This is a genomic window from Shewanella sp. NKUCC05_KAH (assembly GCF_019345585.1).
Lineage (GTDB): Bacteria > Pseudomonadota > Gammaproteobacteria > Enterobacterales > Shewanellaceae > Shewanella > Shewanella oncorhynchi.
Genome location: NZ_JAHKQZ010000002.1, coordinates 1 through 16254 on the forward strand (window position 1 = coordinate 1; position 16254 = coordinate 16254).

The window sequence follows — 16254 nt, forward strand, 5'->3', positions numbered from 1 at the left end:
AAGCATTCCAGCGAAACAGAAAAGAGCTTGGATGAAACCTGAATATTTAGAATCGGTTCTATTAGCAGGGTTGCAGCTGGACGAATTTTAAACACTCATGCGGTTGCCCTGATTATTTTACTTAAGACTACTACATATAAAATTAACCTCACAATACAGACCTCTTTCAAACAATGTTATTCATCATAAAAGCTGAAAAACAGCAGCACATCCATGACATCTATATCTTAGACTAACCGCACAAGTTGATAATATTAAAAACAATATTTTAGCCATATTCCTTATGGTAAAAGAGACTTAATTTTCCATCTGATATAGATAAAAAAACCATATCTGTATCTATTATCATTTCTTGCCAATGCTTATTATCCTTATTTATTTTTAAGCCAGAATCATTACTACCTTAAGCAGCAAATCCTATTCAGATAAGCAGAGAAAGCTTGCTATAGTGATCAGAAAATGATGTTTCTATTGGATTCTAATAAGCTATATCGTAACTTCTGTGTCTTTGTTAATTAAACCAGAACTCTCATGACAAAACTTTTTGACTAGAGATAGCGTCTAAGCATTTAGGGAATTTATTTTGAATAATAAAAAAGGTAGTCTGTTTATGGTTGCTGCGATGGCAGCATTTTCTATTGAAGACATGCTGATCAAATCCGCAGCAGAAACCACCTCTATCGGCCTCATTTTAGCGCTATTTGGCCTAGGTGGAATGTTGATTTTTATACTGTTAACCTGGCGAAAGGGTGAAACTGTGCTTCATCCTGCCGTCTTGTCTACCCCCATATTAGTACGTGCACTATGTGAAATCGTCGGCCGATTCTGTTTTGCTTTAGCCATCACGTTAACGCCACTCTCAAGTGCATCCGCTATTTTGCAAGCCACACCTTTAATCGCCATGCTTGGCGCGGCATTGTTGTTCGGTGAACAAGTGGGTCATAAGAGATGGCTTGCTGTATTGATTGGTTTTATGGGCGTGCTGATGATCATTCGTCCAGGACTTGATGGTTTTGAGGTCACATTTTTATTCGCCGTTATCGCTACCTTAGGTTTTGCAGGACGCGATTTAGCAACACGCGCAGCCTCCCCCGTGTTATCTAATATGCAGCTTGGAGTATATGGTTTTTTTGTGTTGATTCCTACAGGCTTAGCGATACTGATTTACCAAAATGAAGCTATACAGTTTAGTGCTACCGCAGCAATACAAATAATTGGAGCAATCGTCTTTGGTGTAGTTGCCTATAATGCGCTGACAATCGCTATGCGCACTGGAGATGTATCGGTAGTAAGCCCCTTTCGTTATACACGTTTACTCTTTGCCTTAGCTTTAGGAATATTTATATTTGGAGAATCCCCAGATTTGCTGACTATTCTGGGAAGCCTACTCATAGTATTAAGTGGCGGCTATACCTTAGTTCAAGCGCGTAAAAGAATGACGACGAATAACATACCTAATGCGGCAAAAACCTAAGGACTCGCAAAAAATAGCTAATCGTATCTCTGAAATGATGGGTTTTAGTGAGGAGAATAACGGACTAGAACACCCTAAATTGGTCCTAAATAAGTCCCAAAGCAACAAAGGGAACCAGTAAGATACTGATTCCCTTTACTTTAATTTGGCGGTGAGAGAGGGAGTCGAACCCTCGATACGTTACCGTATACACACTTTCCAGGCGTGCTCCTTCGGCCACTCGGACACCTCACCATATGTCGATTTATGTTAGCGTGGTTAATCTTTCACGTTCAAGAATCACTAACGATTTCGTATAGCCTTGCCGAGAGGCTTTCATCGTTAACGGAGCGGTACTGTACGCAAAAGCCTAAAGGGGGTCAAGTAAAAAAGACTCAGTTTCAGGCGGTTGCACAATTGCTAAACAAACCGACGTGATTTCTTGAATCTTTTCACCGTTTTATACCGTTAATTGACGGTAAATTTGTGCACTTCTTTTGACATTGAATTCGCATCAAACGTCAGAGCTTTGGTCAGCTCCCTAAGCTCATCTGAGATCCTTTGAGTATTAAGGTAAATCTCACTGATCTTCAGTGCATTACGATTTACGTCTTCGGATACCGCCGATTGCTCATGAGTTGCTGTAGCAATTTGCTCGTTCATGCGGTCAATAATGTCTACTTGCTCCACAATACGTTTCAATTCGATACCTGCCTGTTCAGCTTCATGGACACTGCTATTAGCCTGAGCTAATCCTCTGTCCATGGCTTTTACTGCAATGCTCGCTCCCGCCTTCAATCTATCTGTCATATTTTTAATGTCAGAGGTCGAGGTTTGTGAGCGCTGCGCTAAACTTCGGACTTCGTCTGCAACTACAGCAAAACCGCGGCCCATTTCCCCTGCGCGGGCAGCTTCAATGGCGGCATTAAGCGCGAGTAAATTAGTTTGCTCAGCAATACTGCTGATCACTTCAAGCACTACCACTATGCCGTGAATTTCACGGTCTAAATCGTTAATGGCTTTAGAAGCTCCACTAATATCGTCGGCTAATGCTTTGATCGCTTTGCTGGTTCGGCCGACTTCGAGGTTGCCTTCTTTAGCCTCTATATTGGCGGCGGAAGACGCTTCGGATGCCTGCACTGCATTGCTGGCAATCTCGGCCACTGTTGCACTCATTTCTGTCATAGCGGAGGCCACTTGTTCTGCCTCACTGTGGCCCGCCATCACATCTTGCTCCATGGCATGGGTACAGAGATCCATTTGCGCCACAGCTTGTTGCAATTTAGCGCCACTGGAACGTACATGTAAGATCACCTTTTCAAAATCACTCATCATATCGTTAAAGGCGATGGCGAGTTCACCGAATTCATCGGAGCTAGAGTGAGTCAGACGCACACTTAAGTCGTAATGTTTACGGGCTTGCGTGATGGTCGAATATAAGTGATGCACACTGTCATGCAAATAACGGATAACAGATAGACTCAATATCAAGACTATCGCCAATACTGAGATTAAGGTCGCGAGCACTAAGAACATTTTCTCATTCGCTAATGTTAATCTTTCATGGGTGGTATTAAGTAAATCTGCCGAGACTTGCTGTTCAAACTCACGTAATAGCTCAATCCGCGCGGTCGATTTACTGAACCACTCTTCAGGACTTTGTTGCAGGATTTTTTGATTATCTTGCTCGAATGCGATTTGACGTAACAGCTCAACGTCATGCATTGCAGCTGAACTCTGTAAACGGTTAAACGAGGATAATAAATCAGAATTTGCTAGCGCTAAAAAACGCTCTTGATAGGTATTTTGCTCCGAAACCAAAGTGATAAATTTGGCATAAACCTTAGGCTTAAATCCAGCTTGGCCAAAGGTTGAGCTGAGTACCGCCCTTTCAATCCCCGCCCTTTCCTTTAATTGCAAAAAAGCACTAAAAGCCGTCGCTTTAATGGCGATTTCTTGATTAGCACCCGTTTTTGCGGTTTCATCGACTATCGTCAGTAATAACTTATTTAACTCAGTGTAATAGGCGACTTCATCGGCGACATTGATACTTAAACTATCCACCTGTGAGCGGATTGCATTTAAACGCCCGAGTTGAGCATTTAGCTCTCTAAGTTTTGGGGCAAATATCTCCGGAAGATGATTCTCAGTGATAAAACGCTGATAGAGGCCGAGCTGCGTATCCGTTAATTGTCTTTGACTAGGTATTTTACCCGCAAACGCTTTTCCTGCTGAGCCAATAAATCCAGCACTCATGCCGCGCTCTTTTTGTAACTCATGCACTAAATTACTGTTGGTGACGGCTAGCTCGCTTAATTGCACTACTAAGGTTAAATCTTTTCTATATTCATATTTTTCAATGAGGTAAAGCGTGCCACATAAAAAACAGGCTAATAGTGGAGGCAAGACAACCATTAATAATTTTTGTTTTAGACTGAGATTACCAATCCATTGCCATTTCATAGAAATATCCTTTTAAACTTAGTTTTAGATCCAAATACCGAACACTAGGTATAGCATAATATCAACCGTAGGACGACTAAGGTTTATGGAAATTGCGCGAGCTAATATCCTGATAAACGAGGATTTCCCCCATATTCCATCAATTGTTTAGATTTTGCTAATCGCAGAGCAAACTTAAGAAACGTCAAACAAGGATCAGATAGAAATAAAAAACGCATTGAAAATTCCAATGCGTTTTTCTAGAGAAAGGAACACTTAATCTGTGACTGAAGATGACTCTAGCTGAAAAGCTGTGGGAATAACCCCTTCACACCAGCCGCAATGACTTCGATACCAATAGATAACATCAAGAGTCCCATGAGACGGGTAATCACGTTAATACCCGTTTTGCCGAGGATCTTATAAATGATAGATGCCATTCTAAACAGGCCAAAACTTACTAAACCAAACACTATCACAGTAATGAACATCGCAATAATGTTCGACAATGAATTATGCTCAGCGGCAAAGACAATCACCGAACTAATAGCGCCAGGTCCCGCCATCAGTGGCAAAGCCAAAGGCACAACCGCCACAGATTCCATCGCCGAGGATTCGCGGTCTTCCTCTTGGTTACGCTTCACTTCACCTAACTTACCTTGCAACATTGACATCGCAATAATGGCAATCAGGCTGCCACCAGCAATTCTAAAGGCAGATAACGAAATGCTGAACATATTCAGAATGTGCTGCCCCGCCACAATCGTGACTAAGAGGATCACCACAACCGCAAAGTTCGCTACTTTACCCGTGTGATTCCGCTCAGCCTCCGTTTGATGGCTGGTTAAGCTCACAAACACAGGCAACAAGCCAACCGGATTAATGATGGCAACGAGGCCAAGAAAAAATTTAACGTAAAGAGTTAACTCCAAGGGACTATCCTTATGTGCGTGTCACGCCGTCTTCATCAAAATAAGCTTGAGGGCAAGTATAGTATCTCAAGCGCTATTGACTGAAAAATGAGATTTTTGAGGTTAAATCACAACTTCGAATAATATTTAGTTATCGAAGCCGATGCATTTTCAGCGCAATTTTAAACAAACAAGTTACCCTAAGTGTAGTTTTATTACATAAAAGCACGATATTGTCGTTGATATCACACTTTCAACGTGGCTTTAGGTGTAATTTTCTACCATAAAGAGGATTTAGTGAATGCCTTGATTCACTAAATCTTTTTAGGAGTATTAATCATGACAGTGACCAATGCACAAGAACTGGATCTCATGGTCGAGCGAGTGGCGAAAGCACAAGCCGAGTATGCGACATTCAGCCAAGCGCAAGTCGATAAAATTTTCCGTGCAGCGGCCCTCGCCGCTGCCGATGCGCGTATCTCGCTGGCCAAAATGGCCGCCGCAGAAACCCGCATGGGTGTCGTTGAAGACAAAGTAATTAAAAACCACTTTGCCTCTGAGTACATTTATAACAAATATAAAGATGAAAAAACCTGCGGGATTTTATCTGAAGATGTCACCTTCGGTACTATTACCATTGCTGAACCCGTAGGCATCATCTGTGGCATAGTCCCCACCACGAACCCCACATCGACCGCGATATTTAAGGCCTTAATCAGCCTTAAAACCCGTAACGCAATTATCTTCTCGCCCCATCCTAGGGCCAAAGTTTCAACCACAACCGCAGCAAAATTAGTGCTTGATGCTGCCATAGCCGCGGGCGCACCCAAAGACATTATTGGTTGGATTGATGAACCCAGCGTTGCACTATCAAATCAATTAATGACTCACCCTAAGGTCAATTTAATCCTCGCAACGGGAGGCCCAGGCATGGTGAAAGCCGCCTACTCTTCCGGTAAACCTGCTATTGGCGTAGGTGCGGGTAACACGCCTATTGTTATCGATGAAACCGCCGACATCAAACGCGCAGTCAGTTCGATTCTCATGTCAAAAACCTTCGATAACGGTGTGGTTTGTGCGTCAGAGCAAGCGGTAATTGTGGTCGACAGTATTTATGAGCAGGTTAAAGAGCGTTTCGCAACCCACGGTGGCTATATGCTATCGAAGGATGAAACCGCTGCGATGCAACACGTCATTTTGAAAAATGGCGGTTTAAATGCTGATATCGTTGGCCAAAGTGCTGCCAGTATCGCGCAAATGGCGGGCTTTGAAGTGCCGCACTGGACCAAAGTGTTGATCGGTGAAGTCACCGACATTTGCGACAGCGAAGCCTTCGCCCATGAAAAATTATCGCCATTACTTGGCATGTACCGCGCCATCGACTTTAACGATGCCATGGATAAAGCCGAAGCCTTAGTCGCACTCGGCGGCATTGGCCACACATCAGGGCTTTATACCGACCAAGATACCCAAACCGAACGTGTTCATGCCTTTGGTTTTAGAATGAAAACAGCACGTATTTTGATCAACACCCCAGCTTCACAGGGCGGCATTGGCGATCTGTACAACTTCAAACTGGCGCCTTCGCTGACGTTAGGCTGTGGTTCTTGGGGCGGCAACTCGATTTCAGAAAACGTTGGCCCGAGTCATCTGATCAATAAAAAAACCGTCGCTAAGAGGGCCGAAAACATGTTGTGGCATAAGCTTCCTGCATCTATCTATTTCCGCCGCGGCAGTTTGCCCATCGCGCTCGAAGAACTGAGCGATAAAAAGCGCGCCTTAATCATCACAGACAGATTTTTGTTCAACCACGGTTATTGCGATGAAACCATGCGGATTTTAAAAGCCCAAGGCCTTGAAACCGAAATTTTTTACGATGTTGAAGCCGACCCCACCTTAGCCATAGTCCGTCAAGGCGCTAAGGTCGCTCAAAGCTTTAAACCCGATGTGATAATTGCGCTCGGCGGCGGCTCACCAATGGATGCGGCTAAGATTATTTGGGTGATGTACGAGCATCCAGATGTGGATTTTGCCGATTTGGCGCTGCGTTTTATGGACATTCGTAAACGTATCTACAAATTCCCTAAAATGGGCACCAAAGCCATGATGGTGGCAATTCCTACCACCTCAGGCACTGGCTCAGAAGTCACACCTTTTGCGGTAGTGACAGACGAAATTACCGGTAAAAAATACCCGATTGCCGACTATCAACTCACGCCCAATATGGCGATTGTTGATCCAAATCTTGTGATGGACATGCCTAAATCCCTCACCGCCTTTGGTGGCATAGATGCGGTGACCCATGCATTAGAAGCCTATGTCAGCGTGATGGCGAATGAGTACAGCGATGGCCAAGCGCTACAAGCCCTCGACTTACTGTGCAAATATTTACCCGATGCCTACAACTTGGGTTCACAATCACCTATCGCCCGTGAAAAGGTCCACAATGGCGCCACTATTGCGGGTATCGCCTTTGCTAACGCTTTCCTTGGGATTTGCCACTCAATGGCACACAAACTGGGCGCCGAGTTCCATCTCGCCCATGGCCTAGCCAATGCGCTGCTGATCAACAACGTAATACGCTTTAACGCAACGGATCTGCCCACTAAGCAAGCGGCCTTTAGCCAATACGACAGGCCAAAAGCCCTGTGCCGTTATGCTGCCATCGCAGATCACTTGAAACTAGGCGGAAAGACGGATGAAGAAAAAGTCGAAAAATTGCTTGAGAAAATCACACACCTCAAGAAGACGATTGGCATTCCTGCTTCTATCCAAGAAGCCGGCGTCAACGAAGCCGACTTCCTCGCCAAGTTAGATGAATTAGCCGAAGATGCGTTCGATGATCAATGTACCGGTGCCAACCCACGTTACCCATTGATTAACGAGCTGAAACAACTGTTCCTCGATAGCTACTATGGCCGTGACTATAGCGACAACAACTAGATTATTATCTGCCAATGCTAGGCTCGTGCTTAATAAAAGCCTCGCGACATAAATGAAGAAGCCCTCGAATGAGGGCTTTTTATTGCGTGATGTTCCGTGAATGACCTAATTAAGGAGTCGATGCGTTAATCGATCGCACGCAAAATGACTTCACTAGCAGCTAACTCAACTGGGCATCACTCACTTACGATCACTAAGCTGAACATCACAACAAACTGTGACTAACGCTGTGCCAGTACATAATCAATGGCGCTGGTGATGGCTGCAACCTGCGCCAGATTACATTCGGCAGGCGTGGCCGTTGGGCTATCTGGGTACACTTCTGTCGTTGTGTTATAGATACAGCCAGTGACACTGCTGCAAAGCCCTAATGACTTAAGCGGATAGTTAATCACCCCGTGCTGCACCACAGTCGAGCCAATGATCTCGCCTTTCTCATCGGCAGGAGCAATGTGCGTCACTTTACTCACACCATCAATAATGGCTTTCTGAAAGGCATCCATTGAGTTTTCGGTATCACCCACAGCATAAAAACCATCTGGGATAGTTCCTTTGACGTACTCCTTACCATCACGGGCGCAAAGTGCTGGACGAAATTCTAATTCATCGGAATCCGTGGTTTCATGTAAGTCCACATGCACATCAAAACCTTGCTCAACTGAAGCAACTAGAGCCATCAAGGCCGCCGATTCTTCTGCAGGGCTGTTGGCATAAAATGAACGATTAGGATCGATAGCCTTAGGGTTCCAACGGTTGATAGTTTCGTAACCCCAAGGACTCACGCACACGGCGATCACAAGATTGACGCGATCAACATAATGCGCCACCTTATCCGCTAAAAATGCCAAGGCACCATGAACACCGCTGGTTTCGTAACCGTGCACGCCACCAGTCACGAGCACGGTTGGCTTTTGTGGATCAAACTGCTGGCTTTTTACCGCAAATAATGGGTAACGCTCCGCATTTATCGACAAGGCGCCATATTGCACAACGGTAAGCCCAAGAGCCAAGAGTGCTGCTTCCATCGCCTTGAGTGGCGTCACGACATCGTCCTGATACGAACGCTTGATTTTGGCGCTTGCAAGCCATGCAGCTTTTTCAGCCTCGCCCCATTTTTCGCCTACGGTGCCGATGGGATAAAATGTTAAATTTGCCATAATTCCTCTATTTTTAGTTCTATTCGGTAAAGTTCTTTTTATTCAAGTTCTTTGCACCCTAGTGCTTTCGTTCAAGCTCTTTTCGCTCAAGCTTTTTCGTTGAATTACTATTCAGTCGAATGATAGTGCTCGTGTTTGGATGATAAATGAGTACAGTCAACCTAAAGCACTAGCTGCATGGGAATATCACGGATCCCGCCGCGTTCTCGCTCGGGTCCAAGGGGCACAAAGCCAAAGCCTAAGTACACAGCCTGCGCATTCAGCGCCGAGTTCACGGTAAATATGCCCAGATTGCCTTGGGCTAAACATTGAGCTTTGGCATGTTCCCACAGCATTCTCGCCACGCCTTGCCCCTGTGCATGGGAGGCGACAAAAAGATGGTACAAGTGGCTATTCGCCTTCATCCCCACTACGCCTGCGAGTTGACCCGAGTCCGTTATGGCAACATGGTACTGATAACCCATAGCAAAGTAGCTACCAATCGCCTCTATCGACATGGCATTAACTAAGATTGTAGCCCCCTCTGCAGTGCAAGTTGGGGCGATAAATTCTTGGGTTAATTGAGTGAGTAATACGCTTATTTCAGGGATGTCAGTTAAGGTTGCGGCTCGAATGTTCATCTTAACTCCTTGATTAAAAAAATTTCATGACACAATAAAAAGCCAGAACAGAGTTCTGGCTTTGTTAAAACGCTGAACAAAGTGCACGTAATTGAAAACGCTTAGCTTATTTAAAGCGCTCCGCTTAAAACACTCTAATAGTCAACTCGCCGATGATAATCCTATCAGGATGAGCCTTGCTTCTATGGGCTTTCGTCGGTGCAAAGCCCATAAACGCACTGGTCGTTATTGCTTAGTCCAGCGGTCCATCCAACCGAAGACATTAGCATACCATTGCTCTAAGTTTTCAGGTTTTAAGATCCAATGGTTTTCATCAGGGAAAATCAATAACTCAGATGGGATCCCTTTGCGCTGCATAAAACTGAATGCCGCTAAACCTTGACCATAAGGGACGCGGAAGTCCTTCTCACCGTGGATAACCAGCATGGGTGTTTTCCAGTTTTCAACATAATTCACTGGGTTAAACTTCTCATATAACGCTTTGTTATCTGAATAAGTGCCGCCAAACTCATGCTCTGCGAACCACACTTCTTCGGTCACGTAATACATAGAACGCATATCGAACAGACCCGCGTGGTTAACTAAGCACTTGAAACCGTCGTTCCAGTTACCTTGGATCCAGTTCATCATGTAGCCGCCGTAAGAACCTCCGAGCGCACAGGTGTTTTGCGGATCGAGCCATTTTTGTTGCTGGCTCACCGCCGCTAGGCCTTTTTGCAGATCTTCTAATGGCTTACCACCCCAATCTTGGCTGATTGAATCCGTAAAGGCTTGGCCGTAACCAGTAGAGCCGTGGAAATCCACCATAACGACGCCATAACCCGCACCTGCCCATAATTGGGCATTCCAACGACCACTGAAGGCATTACCAAATGAACCTTGCGGCCCACCGTGAACGAGATAGGCAATTGGGTATTTTTTCCCTTCTTGGAAGTTCGCCGGTTTGATCCAGTAACCGTAAACGTCTTCGTTATTCCAACCTTTAAAGCTGAACTGTTCAAACTTACCAAACTTGATCTCGGCCAATTTGTCTTTATTCACTTCGGTCAGACGTTTAAGCCCTTCACCTTCAGTCGTAATGCTATAGAGATCGCCCGGTTCAACTAAGGTTTTGTTATCGAAAATCAGTTGTTCGTTAGTGACCGCAATTAAACTGTTCGTGCCATCACTGTAGACAGAACGCACATCGCCAAATTGGGTATTCACTTGGAAAATTGAGACTTGACCTAAATCTTGTGCCGTCACATACAAGGTACGATTGTCAGGGGCAAACATCAGTGAGCTTGGGCTGCGATCCCATAATGGCGCCACTTCTTTAGTTTGGCCTGTGCTAGTATCGCGCAGCATAATGCCGTAGCGATCTGCTTCAAAACCCGGTTTTTTCATTGCTAAATAGGCCATGTAACGACCATCGCTCGAAAATGTTGGCTGCGCATCCCATGCAAGATTGTCTTTGGTTAAGTTGGTTGCGGTGCCGCCTGTCACTGGCACTTGCCACAAATCATAGTTAGTGGTCCAAGCTTGATCTTTGCTGGGGGCTTTCGCGCTATAAACCACAAACTTACCGTCTGGGGTGAAAGTTACTTCTTCCATACCCGAGAAAGGTTTTGGCGGCGTTTCAGTGTCTAAACCTTGAGTCACATCCACTACTCTAGTGAGTTTCTCACCGTTTACAGCGCCCACAAATAAATGATTACGGGCGTGGTCTTCCCACGTATCCCAATGGCGAACCATTAACTGCTTGTATTCACGGCCAGTCGATTTACGCTCAGCTTCAGCGGTAAATTTATCCTTTGAACAGGCTAAGTCCTTACACTCGGGGAATACCCGCATGCTAAGTACAACTTGTTTACCGTCGTTTGATAATTTGTAGCCATCAATATCCAAAGGTAAATCAGAAACTTGTACCGCTTCACCGCCCGTTAATGGCAGTTGAAATAACTGGCTTGAACCACTGCGACTGGCAAGGAAATAAATCGACTTGTCGTCATTGGCGAAGCTCACATCGTGCTCTGTGCCCGTGGCAGAGGTCAATTGCAGTGGTTTCGCCTTCGTGTCTATCAAATCTAATAGATACAGATCCGAGCTGGCCTCTCCCTTATCGTTTACCGTTTTAAGACCATAAACTAATTTAGTGCCATCGTGGGACACAGTCGCAGAGTGCATCTTATTGAGTTTAATGAGTTGTTGCACAGTAAAAGGCGTTGGATCGGCCGCTTGGGCTGATAACGCCAGTCCTGCAGCGCCGAGCGCCAATAGGAGAGGAGCTATTTTCATTGTTATGTCCGTCTTTGGTTAAACTGGTTCGATAGTTGCGCCAATCATTGCAAGGGTTCTATTGAAATTGCAATAGTTCTACTGAGTTGCAACCGCACGAATGTTAAAAAACGATCTGAGATCGTATCTTTCGAAGATAAGCTTGCCACACTATCGAAACAAAAACGCTCAGGCAAGCCAAATGGCGAACCTGAGCGTATTTTTTTGTGACAAAATGTCAGTGGCGCAACGTTTTACCTAAAGAACAGATATCAGAACTCAAACTTAAGCTATTTTGCTTAAAAAGCCATCAAGTTCAATCCGCTGCATCCCAACCTTTACGCTTTCGCGTTAGCAATATTCACTTTCCAAATTGCAGGGCCAGTTTCATGGGCGTTCACACCATTGGAATCCACGGCAACTGTCACTGGCATATCTTGCACATCAAACTCGTAAATCGCTTCCATGCCCAAATCAGCAAAGGCCACGACGCGAGAATGTTTAATCGCTTTAGACACTAAATACGCAGCGCCGCCAACGGCCATCAGATATACCGCTTTGTGTTTTTTGATCGATTCAACTGTCGCAGGGCCGCGCTCAGCTTTACCTATCATACCCATCAAGCCCGTTTTCTCTAACATTAAGTCCGTGAATTTATCCATACGAGTTGCTGTGGTTGGGCCCGCAGGACCGACAACTTCAGTACCTACTGGATCAACTGGGCCAACGTAGTAAATAAACTTACCGGTAAAGTCCACGCCTTCTGGCAGACCTTCACCACTTTCGATTAGGCTTTGAATGCGCTTATGGGCCGCATCGCGACCTGTGAGCATTTTACCGCTCAGCAGAATGGTTTCACCGCTTTGCCACTGTTCGATATCCGCTTGAGTCACAGTATCTAAGTTCACGCGGCGCACATCATCACCCACTTCACGGGTAATTTCTGGCCAATCGGCCAATGATGGCGGCGTTAATTCCGCAGGACCTGAACCGTCTAAATGGAAATGCACGTGGCGAGTCGCGGCACAGTTAGGGATCATCACCACAGGCTTTGACGCCGCGTGGGTGGGCGCCGATTTGATTTTAACGTCTAACACTGTGGTTAAACCGCCAAGACCTTGGGCACCTATGCCTAAATTGTTCGCGCGCTCAAAAATGTCTAAACGCAGTTTTTCTTCGGTCGTTTGCGCGCCACGGGCCATCAACTCATGGATATCCACGCTTTCCATCAGTGCTTCTTTGGCTAATACGGCCGCTTTTTCCGCCGTGCCGCCGATACCGATACCCAGCATACCCGGTGGACACCAGCCCGCGCCCATGGTCGGTAGCGTTTTTTCTACCCATGCGGCGATATCGTCAGATGGGTTTAACATCACCATCTTAGCTTTGTTTTCACTGCCGCCACCTTTAGCCGCAATCGCCACTTCGATATGGTTGCCTGGCACCATGTCGATATGCACCACAGATGGCGTGTTATCTTTGGTATTTTTACGGCTGCCCGCAGGATCTGACACTATTGATGCGCGCAGTGGGTTATCAGGATTGGTATAGGCACGACGAACACCTTCGTCGACCATTTCCTGAATCGTCATATCGGTTTTGTCCCATTGGACACCCATGCCCACTTTCACGAAAGTGGTCACAATCCCAGTGTCTTGACACAGAGGACGCTTACCTTCGGCCGACATACGCGAGTTAATTAAGATCTGGGCAATCGCATCCTTCGCCGCCGCACTTTGTTCACGCTCATAAGCTTGGCTCATAGCATCAACAAAATCCTTCGGGTGGTAATAAGAAATGTATTGCAAAGCATCCGCCACACTTTCAATAAAGTCGGCTTGTTTAATCACAGAAGTTTCAGACATTTTATGGTGAGATGACATAGTAGGAGCGCTCCAGCAGCCTTTGCGGCCTAACTTGTTTTTGTTTAATTCTTTCTGGGCCAATATGATACTCTTTCACATCTTTTTGGGCTACATCACATTTTGAATAGGGTTAATCGATGGCAATTAGGGCGTCAAAACAGCTTGCATCACGCCAACTTGACTGGACATTAAGTACCGCAGCACTGTTCGAACACTTTGCAAATGACACTTGGGCAATTCTGTTAGATTCGGCGAACGCGCCGCATCAAGACGCCAGATTCGACATCATTTGCGCCAATCCTATCGCAACGTTAGTGACTCAGGGCGAGCGTAGCGATATAAAGCTCATCGATACGAGCTTGAGCTTACCCGAGGCAATAGACCCAAACCGTGATCCCTTCGAGTTACTCAACACTTTATTAACCCATTGGTATTCAAAATCTTTTGATTGTGATTTGCCCTTTAGTGGTGGCGCAATGGGCAGTTTTAGCTACGATTTAGGCCGCAGAATTGAATCACTGCCGATAACGGCCAAGCAAGATATACAACTGCCAGAGATGAACATCGGCTTTTACGACTGGGCGTTAGTTTTTGATTACCAAGCCCAGTGTTGGCATTTACTGCATTATTTAGGTGAAGCAGCACTCGACATTGAGTTGAATAGAATTCAAGATAAAATCACCAAAAAGCCAAATTCTGCCACATTTGTGCTTACTAGCCCATGGACAGCACAGATAGACAAAGCCCAATACACGGCAAAATTTGCAGCAGTTCAAGCCTATTTACACAGCGGTGATTGCTATCAAATAAATTTAACCCAAAGATTCGAAGCCCATTATCAAGGCGATGAGTGGTCGGCCTATAGCCAACTGCGCAATGCCAATAAAGCGCCCTTCTCGGCCTTTATGCGTCTGCCGCAAAACACGATTTTGTCGATTTCACCCGAGCGCTTTATTCAGCTTCGCGGTGACGATATTCAAACCAAACCCATCAAAGGCACACTGCCGCGTCATACCGATCCCGCACTGGATGTGAAAGCCGCCAATACACTGGCAAACTCACCAAAAGATCGCGCCGAAAATGTCATGATTGTCGATTTACTGCGTAATGATATCGGCAAAGTGGCGGCAGCAGGCTCAGTACGTGTACCGCATCTATTTGAGATTGAAAGTTTTCCTGCGGTGCATCACTTAGTCAGTACGGTGACTGCCAAGCTTGATAGCCGATTCACGGCGAGTGATTTGCTGCGTGCAGCGTTTCCCGGCGGCTCAATTACCGGCGCACCGAAAATTCGCGCCATGGAAATTATTGAAGAGCTCGAACCTTCACGGCGCAGCCTTTATTGTGGATCTATGGGTTATATCAGCCAAGACGGTCAAATGGATACCAGCATCACCATTCGCACTATTGTGGCCGAACAGGGCAAACTCTATTGCTGGGCGGGCGGCGGCATAGTGGCGGATTCTGAAGTGGATGCCGAGTACCAAGAAACCTTTGATAAGATCAGCCGTATTTTACCTTTGCTTGGCGCTGCGTCACAAAAGCCGTAAGCTTTAATACTAAACAGTAACGAGAACGTCGATGGATCAAGCGGAATTTAGACTCAGATTTAATCTGCACCCGTTAGCGCGGCAAGATCCGGCGGCCTTCCCTCATCTTGGATTACGCAAAGCCGCAGTGTTGATCCCACTGCTGGAGATTAACGGTGAGCTGAATCTAATTTTGACCCAAAGACCTATGCATCTGCGCGCCCATCCGGGGCAGATCAGTTTCCCTGGCGGTAAAATTGAGCCCTATGATATTGATGCGATTGCGGCCGCGTTAAGGGAAGCAGAAGAGGAAATTGGACTCTCAAGGCATAACGTCGAGGTGGTGGGCACGTTTCCTTCCCACAATACCTTCACAGGGTTTGAAATCACCCCTGTGATTGGCATTATTAAGCAGGCATTTGATTTAAAACTCGATCCCGGTGAGGTAGCCGATTGCTTTACCGTGCCATTAAGCTTTTTTATTGAACCGAATAATCGCCACCAAAAACGCTTTTTACGCCAAGGGCGCTATTACAGCGTGCATTTTATTCCCTATCAACAACGGTTTATCTGGGGTGCGACTGCGGCCATTATCGACCATCTGTGCCGCCAGTTAAGCATTCCTGCCGATATCCTCTGACTTCACTTGCCATTGCTAAACCGTTAAAAAGCCAAACTGTTAAATTAGCCAAACAATGATGCCTAGCTTAAACCACCAAGTGGATATACAAACCGGCGACAATAGAGGTTAACAGCAACATGGGAATATTAAACCAATAACCCATACGACTGTGGTGGGCGACATAATAGTTAAACGCTAAACTGACCAAACTAATACCGCCACAAACCCAAATCAAATACTGCAATAGTTGGGTTTCATGTGGGTCCCAATGGACTCTAAATGTCGCGCCACGAGTCAAATAGGCCCCAACTTCACGGTCTGGCCTTGCATCACTAAACACTAATAGCGCATAGACGGCTATTGCCCAGCCTAAAATGGATAAGGTCGCAAGGATAATTTGAAATATTCTAGTCTTGCTCATACCGCCTCCCGCCGTTTAACTCACTATATCGCTCA

11 protein-coding genes and 1 tRNA gene are annotated in these 16254 nt (G+C 45.8%); 4 read left to right on the plus strand and 8 right to left on the minus strand.

Annotated features, from left to right (window positions below):
* The first annotated feature begins 583 nt into the window (after positions 1-583).
* On the plus strand, positions 584-1474 hold the full coding sequence (locus KO533_RS01890; RefSeq protein ID WP_251073337.1) for a DMT family transporter: 891 nt from the start codon (positions 584-586) through the stop codon (positions 1472-1474).
* Positions 1475-1620: 146 nt separating this feature from the next.
* Here KO533_RS01890 and KO533_RS01895 read toward each other — a convergent pair.
* From KO533_RS01895 to KO533_RS01905, 3 genes are all read right to left on the minus strand, one after another.
* A tRNA-Ser gene (locus KO533_RS01895) sits at positions 1621-1708 on the minus strand.
* 213 nt (positions 1709-1921) lie between these two features.
* Positions 1922-3916: a methyl-accepting chemotaxis protein gene (locus KO533_RS01900; protein ID WP_173245192.1), complete on the minus strand. Its 1995-nt coding sequence runs from the start codon at positions 3914-3916 to the stop codon at positions 1922-1924.
* Between the two features lie 278 nt (positions 3917-4194).
* Positions 4195-4827, minus strand: a complete 633-nt coding sequence (locus tag KO533_RS01905) for a YchE family NAAT transporter (protein WP_006081420.1) — start codon at positions 4825-4827, stop codon at positions 4195-4197.
* 318 nt (positions 4828-5145) lie between these two features.
* On the opposite strand from KO533_RS01905, the gene adhE reads away from it, so the two are divergent.
* Entirely contained in the window at positions 5146-7749 is a 2604-nt protein-coding gene (gene adhE / locus KO533_RS01910; protein ID WP_219252652.1) for a bifunctional acetaldehyde-CoA/alcohol dehydrogenase, read from the plus strand.
* Between the two features lie 221 nt (positions 7750-7970).
* Here adhE and KO533_RS01915 read toward each other — a convergent pair whose 3' ends face one another.
* From KO533_RS01915 to KO533_RS01930, 4 genes are all read right to left on the minus strand, one after another.
* On the minus strand, positions 7971-8906 hold the full coding sequence (locus KO533_RS01915; RefSeq protein ID WP_168824090.1) for a M14 family metallocarboxypeptidase: 936 nt from the start codon (positions 8904-8906) through the stop codon (positions 7971-7973).
* Positions 8907-9067: 161 nt separating this feature from the next.
* Positions 9068-9526 (minus strand): GNAT family N-acetyltransferase, encoded by a 459-nt coding sequence (locus KO533_RS01920; protein WP_219252653.1) that lies wholly within the window; start codon positions 9524-9526, stop codon positions 9068-9070.
* Between the two features lie 225 nt (positions 9527-9751).
* Positions 9752-11803, minus strand: coding sequence for a S9 family peptidase (locus KO533_RS01925; protein WP_219252654.1), 2052 nt, complete (start codon positions 11801-11803; stop codon positions 9752-9754).
* 317 nt (positions 11804-12120) lie between these two features.
* On the minus strand, positions 12121-13665 hold the full coding sequence (locus tag KO533_RS01930) for a fumarate hydratase (protein ID WP_173248642.1): 1545 nt from the start codon (positions 13663-13665) through the stop codon (positions 12121-12123).
* Between the two features lie 119 nt (positions 13666-13784).
* Between KO533_RS01930 and pabB the strand changes: the two genes are divergently transcribed.
* Both pabB and KO533_RS01940 read left to right on the plus strand, forming a co-directional pair.
* A complete protein-coding gene (gene pabB / locus KO533_RS01935) occupies positions 13785-15197 on the plus strand; it encodes an aminodeoxychorismate synthase component I (protein WP_219252656.1) in 1413 nt (470 codons plus the stop codon).
* Positions 15198-15228: 31 nt separating this feature from the next.
* Positions 15229-15816: a CoA pyrophosphatase gene (locus KO533_RS01940; protein ID WP_219252658.1), complete on the plus strand. Its 588-nt coding sequence runs from the start codon at positions 15229-15231 to the stop codon at positions 15814-15816.
* A gap of 67 nt (positions 15817-15883) precedes the next feature.
* Here KO533_RS01940 and KO533_RS01945 read toward each other — a convergent pair whose 3' ends face one another.
* Positions 15884-16219 (minus strand): hypothetical protein, encoded by a 336-nt coding sequence (locus KO533_RS01945; protein WP_113939548.1) that lies wholly within the window; start codon positions 16217-16219, stop codon positions 15884-15886.
* Positions 16220-16254 lie beyond the last annotated feature (35 nt).

What these genes read in the sequence shown, in the direction of transcription:
- KO533_RS01900 (WP_173245192.1), bottom strand. Translation starts at nt 3,916, where the DNA reads ATGAAATGGCAATGGATTGGTAATCTCAGTCTAAAACAAAAATTATTA.
- adhE (WP_219252652.1), top strand. Translation starts at nt 5,146, where the DNA reads ATGACAGTGACCAATGCACAAGAACTGGATCTCATGGTCGAGCGAGTG.
- KO533_RS01915 (WP_168824090.1), bottom strand. Translation starts at nt 8,906, where the DNA reads ATGGCAAATTTAACATTTTATCCCATCGGCACCGTAGGCGAAAAATGG.
- KO533_RS01920 (WP_219252653.1), bottom strand. Translation starts at nt 9,526, where the DNA reads ATGAACATTCGAGCCGCAACCTTAACTGACATCCCTGAAATAAGCGTA.
- KO533_RS01925 (WP_219252654.1), bottom strand. Translation starts at nt 11,803, where the DNA reads ATGAAAATAGCTCCTCTCCTATTGGCGCTCGGCGCTGCAGGACTGGCG.
- KO533_RS01930 (WP_173248642.1), bottom strand. Translation starts at nt 13,665, where the DNA reads ATGTCATCTCACCATAAAATGTCTGAAACTTCTGTGATTAAACAAGCC.
- pabB (WP_219252656.1), top strand. Translation starts at nt 13,785, where the DNA reads ATGGCAATTAGGGCGTCAAAACAGCTTGCATCACGCCAACTTGACTGG.
- KO533_RS01940 (WP_219252658.1), top strand. Translation starts at nt 15,229, where the DNA reads ATGGATCAAGCGGAATTTAGACTCAGATTTAATCTGCACCCGTTAGCG.
- KO533_RS01945 (WP_113939548.1), bottom strand. Translation starts at nt 16,219, where the DNA reads ATGAGCAAGACTAGAATATTTCAAATTATCCTTGCGACCTTATCCATT.